We start from the raw sequence: 20,865 nt of genomic DNA on the forward strand, positions 1-20,865 counted from the left end.
TGAATTTAACTGGCAAAAAGCCTGAAGGTGAAACTGATGGCCTTTTGGTATAATTTGAATTTGAGAAACACGATAAATAAGATAGAGCCCAGCTGAATGACGGGAGCCAAAATGGAGCTCTCCATCTCCTCTCCCACCAGGTTGGGCCAAAAATCCATGTTAAGGGCCCGGTAAAGTTCGTTGATAAAAATATTTACCAGGAAAAAAGCCGGAACTACCATATAAACCGCGGCGTACAAGCGGAAAAAACGATACCCCATTTCCCTGAATTTTTCGAAGACTGCCAGGGAAAGGACAAGCGGAAAAAACAACTGGAGCAGACCCAGCAAAAAGAAACGTTCTGCTAGGAAAAGCGGATAGATGAACAGATCCATGATCCAAAGAAATAAGCCGATAATAAAAGCGATCACCTTCATAGGATAAAAGGGAGTGACCAGGTATTCATACAGCATACTCAATGCCTTACTACCGGCTTCCACAAGCCCCAGATCCTGCTCAATTTCCACATCCTGAAGCTGTAAGGGAATAAGTGCCGGCGCCGTATCTCTGAAATTGGATTCGATACTAACCAAAATGCCATCGAAGAATCCCAGGATTTGAGAGGAAAAGATAACCAGCAGCGTTAGGGTGAAATTTTTAATCAGATCGGCAGGCTGTAATCCCCAGGTATAGCCATCACTGGAGACCGCTCCTTCCTGGTATTTCTTTAGCAGATTGACCAGGAATAAGAGGACCGCCAGGGTTTTTACCCCGGTCAGGGTATACCTTGAAATGTCGGTTTGCTTTAGCGTTGTAAAAATGGCATCAATATATTCCAGTCCCAGTTCCATCTTCCTTAGTATTGAGCTGGCCGGCCGTTAATAGACTCCCTGACCTTCCGAAAATCGATGATATGCAGGTAGCGCTTTTTCTTAAGGCTGATCTCCTGGATCATTTCTCGGGAGCGCTTCCTCTGCGCCTCCAGGATTTCCAGTCGCTCGGCATCGGTCATCTCCAGATAATTACTAGTAAGCAGGTCCTGCATGAATTGCAGATCCTGCAGGGCGGTATCCATTAGGGAATTAAAAGACTCGCTGATTACCGCTACTTCATCACCATCAATGTAGGGTGAGGAAAGAATCTCCTGTAAATCCCCCCGAACCGTATCGTAAAGTTCTTCGTAATTGGAAATGATTTCCCGTACGGTTTTCAGTTGTTGGATAATCTGACTTACCTGTTCGATCCGCTCCTTTTGTTCCTGTAGAAATTTGACCGTTTGGAGTAGCTGAGAAGTCTGTTTGGCAGATTCAATAAGCTGCTGTCCAAGAGCCAAAAAGTTGGTGTTGTCGTAGACCGGCATCCCCTGGGCACTCAGCCTGGAAAATCCCAGCACAATAACAAGGCTGAGTATCATAATTTGTTTCATAGGTGTTGATTTAAAAATTGAATTATTGCTTTTTCCATAGATCCATGCTGCTCGTATAGTGCCATGATTTCCTGGTTCTCTTTTCCGTCGGTTAGGTAAGCAGCGTATACTTCCGGCGGGACTTCCAAACGGAATATGTTGCTTTGCTTTCCGATCTTGATAAAGATTTCAGTGTATTTTCTGGGGCCAGTAAGATTATTACGGATGGAATGAAGTTGATTCAGATCGTGGGCGGTCAGGTTCAGCCGCCTGCGAAGTGCCTCATAGCCTTTTTCATTATGAAGGCTGTAGATGACCTGGGTGTTTTCCAGGATGCTGGCAGAGGCGGCTGTTTCCGGCAATTGGTTGACCGATTGGAGAATGATACCTATGGCACCGTTTTGCTTGCGGATGGCCTGGTAATAGAATTCCACGCTCTCCAGCACATTCTCAAACTTCAGTTGTTTGGCAAATTCATCGAAGAGAATAATGCCCCGCTCCGAGCGGTTCTTCCATATCGTACGCTGTACGGCCGATTTGATTAGCTTCAGCATAACAGAGAGTACCGCCCTGTTATCTTTGACTTCATCGAGTTCAAAAATGATCAGTTTTTTATCCTCCAGCCGGTAGGTTTGGTCCTCCCGGGATTCGAATAAAAAACTATAGATCCCGTTTTCTACATATTCAGAAAGTAAGTGAAGGAACTGATCAGCGTTAAAAAACTCACGCGATACGCCAAGCTTCTCCTCTAAATTCCCGGCAATCTTTTTTGTATAGAGAAAAAAACTCTCCAGGGAATGACCGGAGGGGGTTGCCCTGTAATAATTCAATAGGATCTTTTTAAGGGCAACTTGTTGTTCTTTGGCGACCTTGAGCCCGGAGGCGGTGAGCTCGAGTAAAAAACCGGTCAAATCTTCAATCCGCTCCGGGTTCAGGTCCTGTGTGTCGGTAATATAAAAGGGATTGATCCCCAGGTTCTTTCCTTCTTCGTATCGCAGGATCACCTGCTCCTGGGGATAAAGTAAGGCAAATTTCGAATAGCTTCCACCCAAGTCGATAATGACCAGCCTGGTTCCGTCCTCAAAAAACTGACGCAAAATATTGTTGGCAAGAAACGACTTTCCTTCTCCTGTGGGAGCGAAAATAGCAAAGTTGCGAGCCTTGATCCTTTTTTTAGCTTCATCCCAAACATCCTTTCGTACCGGGATATTTTGCAGCCGGTCATTAAAAATGATCCCGCTGGAATCATCCTGGTATGCTGTATTATTCAGCCATAAGCATAGCGCATGACGCAAATCCCCCACATAAAGATCTTCATTGGAAAACCCGGAAGAAAATCCAAAATAGCTGCTTAGAAAATACCGCTGTAGTTCGGAGCCATTTGGCTGATAGGGCTTTATATCCATATCCTTAAAAAAACCTTTCAATTGCCCCCCGATTTCAGGTAGCTGGTCTTTCTTATGGGACCAATAGAGAATATTGAATTGGCCCCGAATGATCCTTGCCTGATCATCCCGGTTGATCTCAGAGAGAATTTGCTCAATCCGTTCCAGGATTACTTTGTTCTGCGTTCCGAACCGGACACTTTTTGAAAGCTCTTCCCGTCTTTTTCCAAGCATCGATAACCAATGGGATCGGTCATCGAGATACAGAATTTGATTGACCACGTGATCATGAGGAAATTCCAGTCCAAAATTGTCGAGAAATCCCTGGTGAAAACTGATCTCTCCCATAGAAAACCGGGGATGGATTCGACTGGTGGACACATTGCCCGAGAAACAGCGTTCGGAATTCACCGCCAATAACCCATAGGCATTCTCTCCAATCTTCAGCTCCTCCTGTTTGGCCTCAATATCCGTATCCACTCCCTGGTGAAAGCCGTTAAAATAAGTATTTGTCAAGGCTTCTACTTCTTCTACCTTCAAGGCTGCTAATTGAATACCCCGTGTAGTATTGAGATAGGTGACAGCATCCAGAACGGCAGATTTGAAGAAGCGAATGGAATTTTCCTCCTCTATCACAGCTTGCTTTTTAATCCTGGTAAAGGGATTAATTACCGCCGCTTTATTGAAAAGACGGTTTCCGGGCCACGAGAAAAAAATGAAAGAATCATGGGTAAGATATTCCCTTCCATCAAAATAACCGGCGGTGGCCCTGGAAAGGAAAGAATCTCCCTTCAGAGTATCTCCGCGAAAACAACGTTTTAAAAAAACATCCTGCTTATGGATTACGGTTCCTGCAGGTAAGGTTTTAAAAGCCTGGTGCCAATACTCATGGATTTTTTCAAAATCAGCTTCAGACAGGGAATAAATCTCCGGTAGCTTGACCCGGTAAGCTAAACAGAAACTTCCATTGCCAAGGAAGACGGCGTTTTCCTTCATGCCTATAACAGGATAATATGCGCGGAGGTTAATCTTCATAACTGGCTAGTCCTAATTGTTTACACGAAATAAAATCCGGGTACTGCCCCGGGATCCGGCTAGTGGGGAAAGCCTTAACACGAAGGAGCGCAATATACAGTAGCGTATTCCAGAGCATCATGAAAATGACCATTCCAAACCCGAAGGAGAAAATGATCATTAGCAGGGATAGGATCACCGAACTCATAAAGATGGCAAACCGTTCGATGGATAACCCGTACAAGGTGGCCCGGCTGCGAATACTGCGATGGATGATGTAGCTTTTCATTAGACTACAATTCCAATGAGATAAGTGAAAATGCCCACAACGGCGCCGGCGATCAGTACAAAAACCAATACCCGGGTAATTCCTTTTTTCAGATCCGCATTTTCCCCGAAAAAATGACCGGCATTGAAAAGAAATCCAACCAAGAAGATAACTCCAAGGATAATTGGAAAAACAGCTCGGATCGTGTCGGAAATATCCGCTACTGATTGTTCAATTCCGCCGATCTGAGCGAACGACGGAATTGAAATTAGGGACAAAAAAAGTGCAAATGCATGTTTGATTTTCATGGCTAAAGGTTTGATTAAGAATGCTTCAAACCTACTCTTCCACTTCAAATCTTTTGGAAACCAGGGTATTGTTTAACGGTTTTCCAGAGACTAGTTTTGAAGATTTGCAACAAAGCATTTAAACAACCATGAATTATACAATTGGAAAAGAAGGTTTAATAGAAATGAAGGTGGTTTGGAAGAATTTATAGAACCGAAACGAGAAAAGTTGTTGGAGAGCTACTAAATAGACAAAGGGAACACTAAATGTCTTAATGTTCCCTTTGATTTATCGCAGATCCAAAATAGCATTACCTATTTTGTAAAAGGGTATAATCTCAGCACCTGACGGAGCACCCCTTTGCGACTATTCAATAACCCTTTTCCTTCTTTTGTAAAAATATGTACTTAATTAGAGGCTGAGATATTTCTGATAAGGTTTAAATCAACTTTAACCATAACTCCTATTTTTCTCTTAAATATCAACTTTTACCCATAAAACCGGGAAATGACTGGCCTGATCTTCCTTTTGTTTTAAAGTGGTCAAAATTTTCCATTGATTCTCCTTTACCGGCCAGATTCCCCGACGATCGATTCCACAACGCTCTATCTTTGAAAACAGCTCCGGGCTGGTCAGCACATACACTTCCTCTTTCATATTGAGTCCTCTTCCATAAGCCCCGAGGCTATAATAGTCTCCACCTCTCCCAAGATCCCTTGGTCCCTGGAACTGCGAATGCCGGGTAATCGATCTTAGATCCGTATCCTTGAGTAGCGGAGAAAGAGAATAGCAGTAAGAGACTGCAAAAAAAGTGCCCATCACAAGGATGTGTTCATTCCCCGTTGCCCGAAGTTTTTGATAGGCCCGGGCCACGGCCTGGCTTTGCCGGAATCTTTTCTGCTCTAATTCTTCTTTGGCTAAACCTTCATTGGAAAACTCAGCGGAGAGGATCCAGAAACTCTGGGATTTTCCAGTAATTCTAAAAGCCGCCACATCCTTGTCAAAAAGTAATTCGCCGGAACTATCCCGCTCCTGGTTGAGAATACCTACCGAATCCGGTTTCACGCCTTTACGTGTGAGAAGTGCCTGACCAAGATTGCGATCATCATTACCCGGGGAAAAAACTAGTTCCTGGTAAGGCTCGATAGGGTATTTTGAAATATAATTTTCATGGAATATTTTAACGGCCGATTTGCCTTCTACCTCTTGCAATACAAGAACATCGGCATTGGTTTCCACTAAAACCTGGGCTTTATGATGTATCGAAGTGGCAGAAAGGGGGCGGTTCTCAATTTCGATCCACCCCTGCCAGTCGCTCAAATTACCTGCACGGGTTGAGATCTCATAATGCTGCGGCTTCATAGCCATGACCATACCCTTCCGGTTCAAATAGCCATACCGGAACGGATCTTTATGTTCAAACCCAAGGAGGTAAACAAGTTCCCGGATGCGCTCATAGCGGCGACCGGATCGCGTGTTCAATAAAGTATCAAGTTCCTCTCGCCAGGAACTTAGGTTATGGCTCTTCGGTTTCTCAAGAAGATCCCGATGCCTGAAAAACAGGTTTTCAATATTGTAGAATGCTATTTTCATGTTATTTTCTTTTATCAGGTGTTTCGCTGTCAAAAGCGATGAGATTAAAAAGATGCCGCATCCGGCTTCTTACCCTGCTGCCATAACGCTCCTCTAGTTCGGCTGCATTAAGGTTTGTGGTGGCGTGGGTTTTTAATTTGCTATTCAGGAAAAGCTCATACCTGGAAAGCATGATCTCCCCTATTACATTACAATCCTTTCCGTAGTGCCTGCCCACTGGTTCCACACCCATATCGTCAAAACAGATAAAACCATTACCCCCGTAATCTTCAATAGTTTTATATCCGACATGATTGAATCCGAAGACTATATTCCGGCAGGGAATGACTTCATACTTGCGCTGGTGTGGCACTAAATGTCGTAGCAGTTTCATAAGCGTAGTTTTGCCACAGCCAACGGGGCCACTCAATAGCAGCCCTTTATCGGGATCCAAACCATATTTCCTGCAGTTAACAGGATCGCGAATGGCATAATTACTTAGCTTATGAAGAATGCCATGATCCTCAGGATAGATCCTGAAATGACCGCCGAATAATTCCTTGCCTTTCCTTTCGAAAAACTCCAGGATCTTAGGAAAATCATAAACTGCTTTTTCTCCATCGAAGGTGCCAAGGATATACTCCACGCCACCATCTGATATTTTACAAGGGTTGATCATAGCGTTTGACTTTTTTTACCTTCAGATAATCTTCATCGGTCGAGGATTTCAAAGCATGCTCCACCTTCATTTCTTGAAACCATTCTTCAAGAAGATCCTCCACATTGTCAAATGTTTCCTTTTCAGGATAATCCAACGAAACCCATCTCAGGAATTCTTCAGGTGCGTTTTCGAGATTTTTTCTTTTAAAAAAAGCTTCAATAGCTTCTTTTTTTTCTTTCCAAAGCCTTTTAATGTTTATATGTTTATTATATATGGACAGTAGTCCCGTATGGGGACACCGGTGTCCCAATAGAAGACAAGCCTGGTCATCAGGTTGTCCCTCTAACGGAACACCTATTTTTAGGTCCAAAAGGAGCCGAACACGAGATCCTGCCATGGCATGCGAAGGCTTGTATTTTAAATATCCCCATCGGTGCATATCTTTTATACAACGGTGATAATTGGATTTTGATCCCATACAGGCATCCTTCATAACAAGTTTTCTGCTGATCGTCAACCATCTTGGAAAATGTTCTTCATTCCATTTTTTGAAAAGAGCCATATACAGACTGATATGGGGTGGATGAAGCCGTGGATCCCGGCCAAAATGTGCTAAGACTTTGTTCAGATGAGCAATATAGTTCATAACCACTAAAAATTATTGTGGATCTTATTGGCCGTCAAAACTTCCTGGATATCGGAGGCTTCATAGTAAATAATCCCGCCTATTTTGGTATAGGGTAATGTCCCGTTAACCCTGAAATTCTGAAGGGTTCCTGGTGAGATCTTGAGAAGCTCCATTACTTCTGTTGACTTTAACCATTTTTTAGTGAATCCGCCATGCTGTTTATTGAACATGGCTTCGATCTCTGTAAGCATTTCTTCCTTGAATGCTTTTAGGTCATCGGTTGTAATAATACTTGTTGGCATGGTAAAACGATTTTTAAAACAATCCCACCGCCTGATTCATTTTAAACGATGGGATTGAAGTTGATTTGACTTTCGTTCTACAAATTTGCAGGCCAATGATTAGCTTTTTTCACAAGGGAGTTCGGAGTACGAGAAAATTTAACATTTTTCAAAAAGACGCTAAAAAGGGATCCAATTGATAGCAAAAATGACCTAAAATGGTCATCTAGAACCCGAAATTATCCTTTTATTTTAATGCCCAGATCTTTCGTAGTACGAAGATTTATTCGTCGTCGCGTTGCATTTTTTGCTCAAGGTGAAGAATGAGTTTAGGGAGGTATTTTATTCGATCTACTCTGCGGGCTTTTATCTCAGACCAGGTTTTATAGGAGTTCTGTAAACGGATATTAAAAAAATCTTCAAAGGATGAGATGATACTGCTAAGATCTACGGTGCCATGATTGATATCCCCACTGGCATAAAGTGCGTAAATTAATTCTACCAGGGAAGTTTTGGAACCGGACCACATTAGCAGCTTATGGGATTTTTGCAGCTGAAGAGATTCATGCCCGGGTTGAATCTCCTGCAAACGCTCCCGGATATAATGAATAAACCGGTACATAGCCTGTACCTTTGCCCATAACATATCATGGGAAGTCGAAAATTCAGGATACTGGTAGTAATTGATAGTGGGTGTAAAAGGAAAATTATTCCGGAAATTACGGGTAAAAAACTGGGGATCCAGATATACGTGATCCTGCTCCATATAATGTACAAAGTCATTATTGCGGGTAAAGAATTTATTGATCTTTTTAATTTCCTTTTCTAGGAACCGTACTTTTGGCTTTACGCCGGCTTTAGGGATATCAAGTTCACAGCTTCTTACCTCGGTAAAGTAAATGAGGTAGCTCATGGGGTAAGGCTTGATGTTTTTAAAAAAATTAATTTCTGCAGCCTTATCTTCAAAATCCTCTTTCTCCACAAAATTTTGAAGCTTAGTTAGGGTAGTATTGCACAGCACAATCCCTTCCTCTGCTCTCTCTAAAACGGACTTCCCCGATTTATTGATCAGCTCAAGTTTTTCGGTAAAATTATCTAGCAATTCCTCACACATCCCTTTAGCATTTAAGGAAAACAGGTAATAACGTTGTTGGGCCTTTTTCAATGATGGGTTTTATGCAGTGGGGGCATTGTTTTTATTCCTTTCGGATCCAATCCAGGGATTCCATATAGAAATTATCCTTCGCCTGGACGTACGCCACTTTAGGTATAACGGTTGCCCCTAATTTTCTTTTTTCAAAAGAAGCCGTTATCCCAAAATCAATTCTTTTAAAATCCAAAGCTCTCGCTCTTTTAATTGTTTGAAATAATAATTGTCTATAAACCTGGAAACGTCGAGAAAATTTGTAGTCCATTCCTACTAAACTCGGCACATAAGTTCCTGCCTTATTTTTGTAACAAAACATTACTCCCACTGCCTCCCTTTTCTCTCTATCATCATGTTCCTCTTTTAAATAAAGAACAATGAACTCCCAATTTGGATTTTCAGACATTTCAAAGAAAAGTTTTATAGGATAGGCAAAAGTGTTTAAACCATAATTGTTTTTTCGTACATTTTGATATAAACTATAAAGATGGCGCAGTTCACCCTCGGACGTTTTATACTTTATCACTATTTCGAATTTATCCTCGAAAGGCTCTACCTCCTTGGAAAAATGGCGGCGGGAGCGGGTAGAGAGAGTCGTGCGGTACTCTTCTATTGAATTCCACGAGAGATTATTCATTATGCAGGATTCTGGCATTTTAATCTGCATAAATCCCTGCTCATGGAATATGGAATTAAGGTGGTTATCCTCTTCGAAGTCTCTCAAAACAATCATCGATGGTTTTAATTTCTGCTCTAATGCTTCTAACTCTCTAAAAAGAATAACAAGCACCTCTTTCCATTCAGGATAATCCCTGTCAATATAAAGGTGATTGCCCTCGGTAAATATCGAACCCATATTTAGAACATTGGAGGTCATATAATATGGATCTTCCTTTCTTTTTTCTTCCAAAGCATGAGAAACAGATTCGGGTGAAAGCATATCTTCCTTCCAAATATTGAAAGTGAAATAAGTTATTAATACTGGTTTTTTTGATTTAGGCTCCCTAATAATGAAATAATAAAACGACCAGTTTTCCTCTGGAAGATCGTTATCATTCAATGCCTTTTCCAGGAAAGCCTGTCCGTCCCAGTCGAAGCAATTAGCCCCTATATAGCTGTTCCATTCATCCTTTTCTATTTTATTGATAGTAGTCTCAAAATCAATAATGTATTTTTCTGTGATTGATTCTTTTTTCTCTTCCTCCAAATAAGGCAGTCTAAAGGCTCTTCGGACTCTGGTGTTATCCGTTCCTGTTTCTTTTAGGGCTAATGGATAATGGAAGATCATCGCCTCAACCAATTTTTTCATTTCTTCTTCCTGATTATGCCGCGATATGGTAATACGAATCCCGGTATTTTTTATAGGGACAGCAGGAAACAATCCCAGATTAACAAAAAACCCTTCTTTGGTCAACCGCTTAATAAAATTGTAACCAGTAAGGGGAGTTCCCGTGCCGATATAGAAGACGGGCGACTCATTTTTTGCAACCAAAGGAAGATCAGTACCCGAAAGAAGTTTATTAAAATAACTTATTTTTTCCGACAATTCTTCCTGAAGCCTATAAATTTCGGGAGATAGATGAATATCGGCAGATCTATTGGCAGCAGCTACTGAAGCTGGCTCTAACTGAGCTGAAAAAGTTAATGGCCCTCCATAGGTTTTAATTTTTCGTTGAAGCTCTTTATTAGCGCAGGACAAGACAGCACCACTTGCTCCAAAAGTTTTACTTAATGTTCCAAAAAGTAGAACATTATCAGGAAGTTCTCCTCCTAAAGCTTCCAACGCATACCCTGTACCGTTCTTTCCCTTCCAGCTCATACCATGTACATCATCAAAATAAAGATGCAATTGTGGATATTTTCGACTTAGTGACATTAATTCCTCTACAGGTGCAAAATCCCCATACATGGAGTATACCCCATCGACCATGTACCATATTTTGGAGACCTTTCCTTTTAATTCTCTTATTTTCTGCTCAAGCATTTCCATATTACTATGCCTAATCATTTCCACGGGCACTCCCCGGACCTTTAATAATTGTACCGCATTTTGAACACTCCAGTGAACCTGATGATCCAGTATGACGGCATCTTCATCCCTTATCGCGGTAGGGATCACGGCTAAATGGCCAAGGGTACTATTTTTTGTTACTACCACAGGAGTATTGTACATCGCTCTGAGTTTTTCTTCCAGTTCCTCGTAAAGAGGATGAGATATGTATGTCCTGGAAAGGGGAAACTGAGTACCAAAATTTTCAATGGCCCTTATCGCAGCTTCTTTTAATCGTTTGTCCTGTTCTAAGCCAAGATAGCCAGTGGTTCCAAAATGATATAAATCTCTATTTCCTACTTTTATTGTACTTCCTGAATATTTGATATCCCTGGAGTAAAGATGAAGTATTCCTCTATTGGTAGCATCTGAAAAAACTTCATCTACCGTGTCGATGAAATTATTATGTTTAATTTTTGCCATAGTTAATTGATTTAAAATGATGCTCTTAAACTAAATATTATTAAACCAGATTCTATCAATAAACCTCAAATTGTAGCTAAAATTTAAATTTTTAGTAAATCTTTTTTTATTTTTAGTAACTCAGTTTTTCTATCCTCCTTTTAATTTTAAACCTGAGTAGCCCTACCTACTCATAATAAAAATGTAATTTCTATGGGTAAAACGGGCTATGGAAATAATCAGGTTGCAGATATTCATATTGATAACGGAATTTTACACTTTGTGTATAAACCCAATACGATTCTGAATTTGAAAAATGCTACCGCAGCGGTAAATCAGCGCCTAGCTGTACAAAAAGATAGAGCGTATCCCATCTTTTGCGACGTAAGGGGGCTGGTTTCTTCAGATAAAGAAGGACGGGACTACCTAGCAAAACAAGGCTCTGTTCTCGTCAAAGCAGTAGGAATTCTCGCCTCTGATCCATTAACTAATCGGATAATTTCATTTTATATGAACAACAGTAAGCCGAGGATACCTACGAAAGTTTTTTCTCAACGTTTCGCAGCTTTATCTTTTTTGGAAAAATTCACAGGTTCAAAATAAATCCCTATGGAACGGAAGTTGACAAGAGAAAATGCGTGGCCCATATTCCAGATGCTCACCGAAATGGCTCGAGGAAACTTTAGTTATAAAATTTCAAGGGGAAACTATAAAGATCTTTTAGAGGCCATTTATGAACAATTGAATATGACGGCACAGGAACTAAATGGAAACTTCAAGCATGTGGCCTATGTAAATCCGCATCATTCCTACCGGTTCATAACGAATACCGTAATAATTCTGGACGATAAAGACTTGATTGTAGCCTATTCCTCTGAGCAGGATCGCATGATAGAGAAACTACCAAAAATATTAAACAAACCTTTCGCTGATTTTCTTACCCCAAAATCTTTCGAAACCTGGAAACACGTTAATAAAGAAATTAAAAATGGATCTTCCGAATCCTATCATTGCCAGTTAGAATTTCAAGTAGGAAAGGAACTGGTCATGGCACAGGAATGTTCGGTGGATCTTCTTGTGTCGAGTGCACCTAATTATCACATGTCAATAAGCTTTTTCCAAAATAGGGTTCGAGGAGAAATAAGACAGGAACCGGAAGATAGAAAAAGACTTTCCAAATGGGATGTCATTTCACTTCAGGAAGTTCATGATTATCTGTTGCAAAATATAGGAAAACCAAAACCCACTGATAAAGAACTGGCTCGTAAATTTAAACTTAACGAATATCGATTACACAGAGGTTTTCTAGAACTATTTGGCTGCACTCCATTCCGATATTATAATCTCTTACGGCTTGAAGAAGCTAAAACACGAATTAGCAGTACCTTTCAGACTTTAGATACTATTGCGTCCGATCTTAATTTTAAAAGTTATCCCCAATTTTCGGAAGCTTTCAAAAAAAAATACGGACATCCCCCCTCATATTTCCGTTCCTAAACCTTCCCTTTAACATATTAGGATTTTTAGTATCAAATTGTTCTTTTTTGCTAAGTATTATTCCCCAACTTTACTTTTAGAAATAAGAGTAACGACAAATGATAATGTGGAAGGAATACATACGAGAACTAATAAGATATGCATTTATTGTGCTGTTTTTATATGCGGCGATTTTCAAACTGATCGAATATCCTAAATTTTATGATAGCCTATTAAATAGCCCTCTATTTCATGGGGAAATCCAAGCACGATTAATTTCCGGTCTTGTACCGGTAATTGAACTAACCACAGGCGGACTGTTGATAAGCAACTCCTATAGAAAGATTGGGTTATACTTGGCCTTCGCCCTCATTCTTCTCTTTACTATCTACATAGCAGGGATACTTCTGTTCAGCAAAGAAATACCCTGTTCCTGCGGTGGTGTAATAAACAATTTAACCTGGAACCAACATCTGATATTCAATAGCTGTTTTGTGCTGTTAGGTGCTTTTGGACTATATCTCCAATCTAAAAAGCACAGGACTTATAAGAAATAGTATTGCGCAATGCTAGAGTAGAACGCCTACTCTCTACTGAGAATAGGCAAATTGTTTAATCTTTAAAATTTTATATTATGAAAAATTTTAAGTTTTTAATGCCGGTAATGGCATTTGTGATGGCAGTAGGACTTGCCTTTGCTAATAAAGCAAATGTGCAGTCGAATGGTTGGATTGATAAGAATGGTCCTCATCAACTTAACAATGATCCCTGTAATTCAGGTACGCAAGATCCTTGCGAGGTAAAGTTTGAAAATGACCTGAATACAGTTTACCAGGTTTTTACTGGACCAGATCTTGAAACACCAAAACTTGGTGGCTCAACAGAACCTTATATTATTTCAAATTAAGGTTTCTGAGATTTATGCCCCGGAACCTTTCCGGGGCTTGTTTTAAGAACTATTTAGAGCTGCCTATTATTACCAATTTTCGATTGGCATTTAAATATTCTATAGCTATTTGCTGTAGTTTTTTCTCATTAAAATTGTCTCTATACTTCTGAACTTCTTCTGGATTAATAAAGGGAACCCCGTACCGGTAGTGATCATATAAACTAGCCTGTGTTGCTGTATTGTTTTTATTATCTTCTAATTTTGGGATATGAAATAAATCCTTTACCGAATTTAATAAAGCCTTAGGAATAATATCTGTTCTCAATTCGTCAAAAACATCATTGCAGGATTCTATTACCTCTGCAAAATCTTTCTCATTCGTCTGAAGATAGACCTGTATTGTTTTAGAATTGTTTTCTCGATCTACAAGGGCTGATACTGAATAAGAGTAAACTCCGAGGTTTTGCTCGTATCGCAGTCGTTTTAGCATAAGATGTATTGCATTTTTCAATAATTCGAGATTTACTACTTCCTGAAAACTATTTTGCTCTGATTCACTTTTAAACTGTATGGATAAAAACTTAGCACCTACAGGCGCGGATAAATAAAAATTTTTAGTTCCACTAAAATTAGTCAATTTGCTATTCTTACTTTTTTCGCACCTTAAAGGTTGTTTAGAATTGGGAAGACTACCAAGATATTTTTGAAGCAAAGGCAATACTGTTTTCTTTTTAAAGTCACCGGTTAAGATGAAGGTGAAGTTTCTTGCACTCGCATGTAGCGCTTTATATTTCCTAAAGGCTTCCTTGTTATTTACTAATAAGCTTTGCCAATACCGCGCTCCACCTTGTGGAATTTTGAAATTATTATTTTCCTGATTAATTAAATCAATGAAATCGTTATTGCTATTTCCGGTTCTCCTAAACCTTTTTTCTTCAATCATTTTCCAATCTTCAAATGCAGCATTATCAAATCTCGGTTCCGTAAAAGAAAGGTATATAAGCTGTAATGCTAATTCTACATCCTCGGGTGAAACTTCTGCCATAACCCCCGTTTCATTTTGCTCTATATAATTTCTAATTCCAAAAGGAATGCTGGTATTGGATAATAATTTCTGAATTTCAAATTTGTTATAATTACCTAAACCTGAATTTTGAATAATCACTGGTGAAAACATGCTTTCCATATCCCTTTCTCCAAAACAGGAGGCCCCAAAAAGGCTAAATCCATGGATTATAATCTTATCTTTATACCAGCCCTTTTCTGGCTTAAGATCTTTTAAAATAATTTTCACACCATTATTCAGTTTAATTATGTCTTCATTATAGTCTCCGAAACTTCGGCTACTTATGGTAGCTTTTTCCAGTTTGGATATCTCTGTAGAAGACATTAATTGTTGCGGTGCCTTTAAAGGATTAAATCTTTTTGGATGAGCCATACCTTCATTGATCCACTGCCGAATCAATAATTCACTAAAGTTGTCTTTTTTTGATCCATTGGGGCGTATTATGGCAATGTCATTTGGTAACCACCGGAGCTCGTTTGCAAGGTTATTAATTTTTCCAATGTCTAAGTTTTTTAGAAATGTGAGATCGCTTTGGTCATTTTTATCTGGCAAGGGCGTTTTTTCTACGATATGATTTTCAATCGCATCAGCCCATACATCTATCGAATTATAATTCCGGTTTTGTAGATATTCGATTTTTTTTCTTTTAACAGTTTCCCATTCCTCATTTCTGAAACCATATGAAGAAATGGCTGCGAGCATATTAAAGACCTTTTTTATAGTGTTTTCAACTTCTCCCGTGGTTTTTACATCCAATTCTATGACTGGTAGCTCTTCACTTGGATAAATAGTTGAGCTAAATTTAGTTCCATAATTCAACTCTTCACTTTTTAATCTGTTATGAATCATTGAGGATAATAGCTCCCACAAAATTTTATTTTCTTTATCAGAAAATTTCTCAAAATAGATATCAGGATTGCGGTAATAAAATTGAAGAGCTGTTTCAGGTGTTAACTTTTCGTTTAAAGGCCCGGGGTTTTCTAATACCATAAAACTATTTGAACTTTCGAGGTAATTTTTATAGTAATTCCTCTTTGTTCTCAGGGTGTCCGGCATCTTTAAATCTTTAAACTTTTCCCTGATTTTGTTGACTACCTCGTCCGTATTTTTGATATCACCTATCACAGTTAGAACAAGGAGGTCCGGGCGATACCAATCCTTGTAAAAACGTTTTAAATCCTTGGTAGACGAATTCATTATGGTATTTTCTAAATCTTTGGGCTCTGGGCCATTCGTGCGACCGGTTAAGGAATTCTCGATTTTCAATTTCGAATAAAGCCAAGCGGGATTGCCTCCCAATATATGCTCTTGATATAACGTTTTACGTTCCCCCATCACTGCTTCATCATCAAATAGTACCTTTCCCGAAGCAATATCATGGTAGTAGGCTAAAGAAGTATCAAGTGCAAAAGAAACCTCTTTGGGAAATCTAAAACTATATGTTGTCTTGTTACCTCCTATAAAGGCTAACATGTCCATTGGCTTCATCTTCATTCGGGAAAGAAAATTTGGATCGCCTCTTAAATTCGGGAAATTCTTTGTACCATTTGAAGCCATATGTTCCAGAAGATGAGCCAAATTATTTTGGTCTTTTTCTTCCTGAGAAGATCCCGCATTTACAATTAATGAAGTATAGATTTGTTGAACTCCGTCAATTTTTTTTACAAAATATCGAAAACCATTTTCTAACCGGCCTGATTTTAATGTCGGATCTGAAAAGCCATCCCTCTCATTCTTATCACTGTTTTGTGCCCAAAGTACTTGTGTCAATAGTACTAACACAAATATTTTTAGTGTTTGTCTCATAGATGGTAGAATTAATAACCCGGGTTTTGAGTGAGATTTGGATCTTTCATCCTTTCACTGTTTGGGATAGGGAATAAATTCGATGCAGGAGTCCAGTTGGAATTTACTTTGTTTTTTAAAACATCCGTTTTATTAAACCGTCTTAAATCAAACCAACGGTGACCCCATTCACTAAAAAATTCTCGTCTTCTTTCCAGCAAAATTTCATCCAATATCACATCTTCAGAAGGACTTCCCTGGGATATGTCTATGAGGGCGATACCTGCCCTATTTTTAATTTTATTCAAATCTTCTATAGCACCGGAAATATCTCCTTGCCTTGTCCGGGCTTCTGCACGAATTAAATACTGCTCTGCAAGCCGAAGTACCATTGAATATTCTTTTATAGTACCTCCGGAAGCATCGTATTGGATTTTATATTTGTAAGGATAGTAAAGGGTGTCATTTGAAGTTACAAAAGGACTTATCCAGTTTTCATATCGCTTATCATTCTCTGTAAAGGCATTCAATAAGTCCCCTGATAGCACGACGGGATTGTATGATGTTGTTGTCTTAGCCAGTAAATTCCCATCCCGGGTATGGGTAAAACTATATCCCCATCCTATCGGAGAAATTTGCCAGATTGCTTCACGGCTATTGGCTAGAAAAATTGCATTAGGATCTTCTAATAGTTCATAATAAGCTGAAGCCTCTATTACCTGTGAACTGTACATCTCGGCCTTCTGCCAATTTCCAAGAAAAAGATGAGTCCTGGCAAGCATCGCTAATGCTCCAAACTTATTGACGCGGAAACGTTCGCCTCCTGAATAATTTTCATTAAGTAAGGAAGATGCCTCCTCTAAATCATTTAATATCTGGCTATATATTTTCTCTGTTGAAGTTCGGGAAGCAAGAGAATTTTGCTGATAGTCTGTATCTAAAATTAATGGTATATCCCCATAAAGATTTACCAAATAAAAATAGGTGAAGGCCCGGATGAATTTGCCACTTCCTTCAATTTGATTAAGTACTTCCTGTGATAGTAAGGCATTATCTTCTATACCATTTAATAAGGAATTCGCCTGGTAAATTATATTGTAGGCACTCGACCATACTTGAAGGTTACTATTATTGTCAGGACTAATTTGATTTTGTTGAAATTCAACAAGATCAGGTGTACTTGAAGTCAAGGTATAGGTGTCTGCAGAAACCCCACCAAGAAAACTAACAGATTGGCTTCCCCCATTAGCAAAACTAGTATTGAATAACTGATTGAACAAACCCTGTAATGCCCCTTGTGCTGTTTGATCGTCAGCAAAAACCGTATTACTGTCTAACATATAGTTTGGAGTTTCAACTTCTAAAAAATCCTCACATGAATTCATGAAAAGAACTATTGCAAATAGGGATAAACCCAATAAAATTTTATTGATCTTCATAATTATTCTTTTTAAAAATTTATTTGAATGCCACCTGTAATGCTTTGAAGGGAAGGAACGGTTAATGATCCCGGATTTTGAGGATCAAGCCCGTCGAATTTTGTTAATGTCAAAAGATTTTGCCCATGCAGAAAGAATTGAAGACTGGAAAGAGGGGTATTATCTAACCAGGCCTTAGGAAGTCTATATCCTAAGTTGAGGGTTTTCAACCTTGCATAAGAAGCATCCATAATACGAATTTCACTACCTGCTGCATTATTAAAAGCCAGATAACCTGTTATCGATTGTGTGGGACGTTGTGAAAGTGGGCTGTCTTCTATACTTTGCCGGTTGACATTTCCGAAATAGCCTGGGACATTGTTATAATAGCGAAGACCGTTCTGCCTGACAAATTCAACCAAAAAGTCAAAAGAAAAATTATGATAAGTAAAGCTGTTCGAAATTCCACCAAAATATTCTCTACCGGTATTTTTTGGAATTATTCGATCGTCAAAATCATAACGCCCGTCACCATTAACATCTACTACTTTTAAAAATCCTGTTTCAGCATCTATGCCATCAAACTGATATAAGGTTACTAAATCTAAAGGTTCACCAACTCTGTAAGCATTTGCATAAGTGCTTTCCTCTAGACCATCAAACCTGACCAATTTGTTAGATGGAATGCTAAGATTCAAAGAACTCCTCCATGTAAATATTTTGTTTTGCACGTTAAGACTGGTAAATTCAATTTCGAAACCTTTATTTTGGACAGTAGCAGGTAAATTGGCTTCTACAGAATTAAAACCAGTTATTGCAGGAAGGTTATAACCTACCAGTTGATTTGACGATCTATTCCGATACCAGCTAAGGTTGAGATTTATTTTATCTTCTAAAAAGCCAAGCTCTAGAGCCACCTCGATTTTTCTATTGGTTTCCCATGAAAAAACCGGATTAGTAAGTCGAGTGGGATATAATCCTCCGGGACCTGGTGTAGATTGGTAAGTGTCTAGATATCGATAATCCCCGATTTGGTCATTCCCGGTTATACCATAGCTTCCGCGAATTTTACCGAAACTAAGGAAGGGAACATCATTCTTTAGAAATTGAGAATTGGTGAATATCCATGCTGCACCAATTGCTCCGAAATTAGCGATACGTTTTTTCGGCCCAAACCGTGAAGAGCCATCTCTACGGCCGGTCAAATTCAGAAAATAGGTTTTTTTAAAATTATAACCGAAACGGGCAAATATTGCCTGATATTTATATACTTGATGTTGATCCTTGGTGACGCTTACCGCATCTGCAGCCTCCAGGTTGCCAATTAAATGTCCATTGGCAAACCCAGTGGCATTTAATGTATATTCAGCATTCTCATTTCTTTGAATTGTAGTTCCAACCAACAAATCCAAGTTGTGCTCGCGAAGAGTTTTTTCATATACTAGTTGAGGTTCGGCGATCCAGGATTTTCTATTAATAAATGAATGTTGGGAACGGTCCGAAACATAAGCCCATACTGTCGGATTGTAGATCTCTTTGGGGAGTAATATATCTTGTCTGCTGTTAAGAAAAGTATATCCAAGGTTTGTTTTAAATGTCAATCCATCTACTAATTCATATTCTAAATGGAGATTTGTAACAAGATTATCCGATTTGGTTTTGCCTTTGCTCTGCAATGGAGCTAGAGGGTTAACCCAGGTAGAGTTTTCCCAATTCAGGCTGCCATCTTCCTGGTAAAGCTTTGGGGCATTAGGTGGTAACCTTAATCCGGCGCTCACAAAATTACTGGCACTAAAGAGATCACTCTCGTTTATCCCATAGTTCGCCGAAAAATTAAGTTGAAATTTTTCATTTTGTGATCGATGGTTCAGGCTAAAATTCGTGGTCTTCTTCTCAAAAGAATTATCCCCCGGAAAAACACTTCCTTGTTTAAAATAGGATGCTCCGATTCTGAAAGAGGTATTATCTCCTCCTCCTAAATAATTTAAATCGGCGCTGAAAGTAGGTGCTGAATTTCCAAACAAAACTTTCTGCCAGTCGGTATTTCGATTCTGGTCCCAAAGTAACAGGTCTTTGGCGTTAGCCTCGGTAGGTTCTACACCGTCGTTTTCAAATGCCTGTCTTCTTAGCGCCAGGTACTGCGGAGTATCTAAAAGATCTACAAAATGAGAAACCCGGCTAACTCCACTATATACCCGGGCTTCCACCCTATCTTTGTCGCTGGTAAATTTTCCGTTTTTTGTGGTGATTAAAATTACTCCGTTGGCCCCTCGGGAACCATAGATTGCAGTCGCATCTGCATCTTTTAGGATTTCAATACTTTGAATATTCGAAAGATTCAGTCCATTTAAGGGATCAGTACCCACCGCGGAAACAAATTGGTTGATAGAGGTTAACGGAGCGGAGTTTATAGGCATCCCGTCAATGATATATAGCGGTAAATTGCCATTGTTATTGATGCTGCTACGTAGGCTGTTTTGTCCTCGAATGCGAATGGTTGGAGCTACGCCTGGTATTCCATTGGGTTCAACAACTTCTAATCCGGCTACTCGGCCTTGAAGAGCCTGGAGGGGACTTATTACCGGCTGATTCTCGATCTCCTCTGCAGTAACCCTGGAAATATTCCCCGTTCGTTCTCGCTCAGTTACATTATAATACCCCGCATTGATCTCTACCTCGCCAAGAGAAGCGATATCTTCCTGTAGTTGAACATCGAGATTTGTTCTGCCCTGCAGTGGGACTTCAAGTTTTTTAAAACCTATAGAAGTGAATACAAGGGTATCGCTTGGTGTGGCTTTTACTCTATAAATACCTTCCTTATTAGTTGTAGTACCATACTGCCGGTTTTTCACCAGGACGGTCACTCCTAATAAAGGTTCACCGTTTTGGCCGGTCACCTGGCCACTTACCTCCTGCTGAAAGGCAGATTTATAGAATTTAGCGGTTACCGCTTTTGCCTGGCTCATAGAAAGAATTACTAAAGCAGCCAGGAGAATAAGGAACACTATGACAGTAAGGCTCCTCCTGTAAAAATTTTTCATAATTTTACACTGGTTAAAATGAAACATTAGTTTTATTTAAGCTTAGGCCTTCCCTGCCAGACGCCAATCTTGAGGGAAGGCTTTTTTACTTTTACCCGCAAAAACGAGTG

General features: G+C 39.5%; 18 protein-coding genes. 5 read left to right on the forward strand and 13 right to left on the reverse strand.

Annotated features, from left to right (window positions below; genetic code table 11):
- Nucleotides 1-5: 5 nt before the first annotated feature.
- Genes C7S20_RS19110 through C7S20_RS19120 form a run of 3 tightly spaced genes read right to left on the reverse strand, consistent with a single transcriptional unit; the run spans nt 6 to nt 3,804 of the window.
- Nucleotides 6-830, reverse strand: a complete 825-nt coding sequence (locus tag C7S20_RS19110) for a hypothetical protein (protein WP_107013951.1) — start codon at nt 828-830, stop codon at nt 6-8.
- A gap of 5 nt (nt 831-835) precedes the next feature.
- Entirely contained in the window at nt 836-1,405 is a 570-nt protein-coding gene (locus tag C7S20_RS19115) for a conjugal transfer protein (RefSeq protein WP_107013952.1), read from the reverse strand.
- Nucleotides 1,402-3,804 carry a TraG family conjugative transposon ATPase gene (locus C7S20_RS19120; protein ID WP_107013953.1) on the reverse strand — a complete coding sequence of 801 codons (2,403 nt, stop codon included), beginning with the start codon at nt 3,802-3,804 and terminating at the stop codon, nt 1,402-1,404. The genes C7S20_RS19115 and C7S20_RS19120 overlap by 4 nt, the downstream gene beginning before the upstream one ends.
- Nucleotides 3,805-3,929: 125 nt before the next feature.
- Here C7S20_RS19120 and C7S20_RS19905 point away from each other — a divergent pair, with 125 nt between their 5' ends.
- Entirely contained in the window at nt 3,930-4,064 is a 135-nt protein-coding gene (locus C7S20_RS19905; protein WP_257791343.1) for a hypothetical protein, read from the forward strand.
- 7 nt (nt 4,065-4,071) lie between these two features.
- Here C7S20_RS19905 and C7S20_RS19130 read toward each other — a convergent pair whose 3' ends face one another.
- The 7 genes from C7S20_RS19130 to C7S20_RS19160 form a co-directional block, all read right to left on the reverse strand.
- Nucleotides 4,072-4,359 (reverse strand): hypothetical protein, encoded by a 288-nt coding sequence (locus tag C7S20_RS19130; protein WP_107013955.1) that lies wholly within the window; start codon nt 4,357-4,359, stop codon nt 4,072-4,074.
- Nucleotides 4,360-4,813: 454 nt separating this feature from the next.
- A complete protein-coding gene (locus C7S20_RS19135; RefSeq protein WP_107013956.1) occupies nt 4,814-5,932 on the reverse strand; it encodes a hypothetical protein in 1,119 nt (372 codons plus the stop codon).
- A 1-nt stretch (nt 5,933) separates the two neighbouring features.
- Nucleotides 5,934-6,590, reverse strand: coding sequence for a P-loop NTPase family protein (locus tag C7S20_RS19845; RefSeq protein WP_107013957.1), 657 nt, complete (start codon nt 6,588-6,590; stop codon nt 5,934-5,936).
- Complete coding sequence (locus tag C7S20_RS19145) at nt 6,574-7,218, reverse strand: hypothetical protein (RefSeq protein WP_107013958.1); 645 nt, start codon at nt 7,216-7,218, stop codon at nt 6,574-6,576. The genes C7S20_RS19845 and C7S20_RS19145 overlap by 17 nt, the downstream gene beginning before the upstream one ends.
- A gap of 5 nt (nt 7,219-7,223) precedes the next feature.
- Entirely contained in the window at nt 7,224-7,502 is a 279-nt protein-coding gene (locus C7S20_RS19150; protein ID WP_107013959.1) for a helix-turn-helix domain-containing protein, read from the reverse strand.
- 262 nt (nt 7,503-7,764) lie between these two features.
- The gene (locus tag C7S20_RS19155) at nt 7,765-8,646 is read right to left on the reverse strand and encodes an RteC domain-containing protein (RefSeq protein WP_341476511.1); all 882 of its coding nucleotides are present in this window, start codon (nt 8,644-8,646) and stop codon (nt 7,765-7,767) included.
- A 31-nt stretch (nt 8,647-8,677) separates the two neighbouring features.
- Entirely contained in the window at nt 8,678-11,101 is a 2,424-nt protein-coding gene (locus C7S20_RS19160) for a bifunctional aminotransferase class I/II-fold pyridoxal phosphate-dependent enzyme/GNAT family N-acetyltransferase (protein WP_107013961.1), read from the reverse strand.
- 192 nt (nt 11,102-11,293) lie between these two features.
- Between C7S20_RS19160 and C7S20_RS19165 the strand changes: the two genes are divergently transcribed.
- From C7S20_RS19165 to C7S20_RS19180, 4 genes are all read left to right on the forward strand, one after another.
- Nucleotides 11,294-11,683 (forward strand): DUF7793 family protein, encoded by a 390-nt coding sequence (locus C7S20_RS19165; protein WP_107013962.1) that lies wholly within the window; start codon nt 11,294-11,296, stop codon nt 11,681-11,683.
- A 6-nt stretch (nt 11,684-11,689) separates the two neighbouring features.
- Nucleotides 11,690-12,577 carry a helix-turn-helix domain-containing protein gene (locus C7S20_RS19170; RefSeq protein ID WP_107013963.1) on the forward strand — a complete coding sequence of 296 codons (888 nt, stop codon included), beginning with the start codon at nt 11,690-11,692 and terminating at the stop codon, nt 12,575-12,577.
- Nucleotides 12,578-12,681: 104 nt separating this feature from the next.
- Nucleotides 12,682-13,113 (forward strand): MauE/DoxX family redox-associated membrane protein, encoded by a 432-nt coding sequence (locus C7S20_RS19930; RefSeq protein WP_107014335.1) that lies wholly within the window; start codon nt 12,682-12,684, stop codon nt 13,111-13,113.
- Nucleotides 13,114-13,190: 77 nt separating this feature from the next.
- Nucleotides 13,191-13,463 (forward strand): DUF6520 family protein, encoded by a 273-nt coding sequence (locus C7S20_RS19180; RefSeq protein ID WP_107013964.1) that lies wholly within the window; start codon nt 13,191-13,193, stop codon nt 13,461-13,463.
- A gap of 49 nt (nt 13,464-13,512) precedes the next feature.
- Here C7S20_RS19180 and C7S20_RS19185 read toward each other — a convergent pair whose 3' ends face one another.
- Genes C7S20_RS19185 through C7S20_RS19195 form a run of 3 tightly spaced genes read right to left on the reverse strand, consistent with a single transcriptional unit; the run spans nt 13,513 to nt 20,755 of the window.
- The gene (locus C7S20_RS19185; RefSeq protein ID WP_107013965.1) at nt 13,513-16,317 is read right to left on the reverse strand and encodes a M16 family metallopeptidase; all 2,805 of its coding nucleotides are present in this window, start codon (nt 16,315-16,317) and stop codon (nt 13,513-13,515) included.
- Nucleotides 16,318-16,328: 11 nt separating this feature from the next.
- The gene (locus C7S20_RS19190) at nt 16,329-17,735 is read right to left on the reverse strand and encodes a RagB/SusD family nutrient uptake outer membrane protein (RefSeq protein ID WP_107013966.1); all 1,407 of its coding nucleotides are present in this window, start codon (nt 17,733-17,735) and stop codon (nt 16,329-16,331) included.
- An 11-nt stretch (nt 17,736-17,746) separates the two neighbouring features.
- On the reverse strand, nt 17,747-20,755 hold the full coding sequence (locus C7S20_RS19195; protein ID WP_107013967.1) for a SusC/RagA family TonB-linked outer membrane protein: 3,009 nt from the start codon (nt 20,753-20,755) through the stop codon (nt 17,747-17,749).
- Nucleotides 20,756-20,865 lie beyond the last annotated feature (110 nt).

This window comes from Christiangramia fulva (genome assembly GCF_003024155.1).
Taxonomy (GTDB): domain Bacteria; phylum Bacteroidota; class Bacteroidia; order Flavobacteriales; family Flavobacteriaceae; genus Christiangramia; species Christiangramia fulva.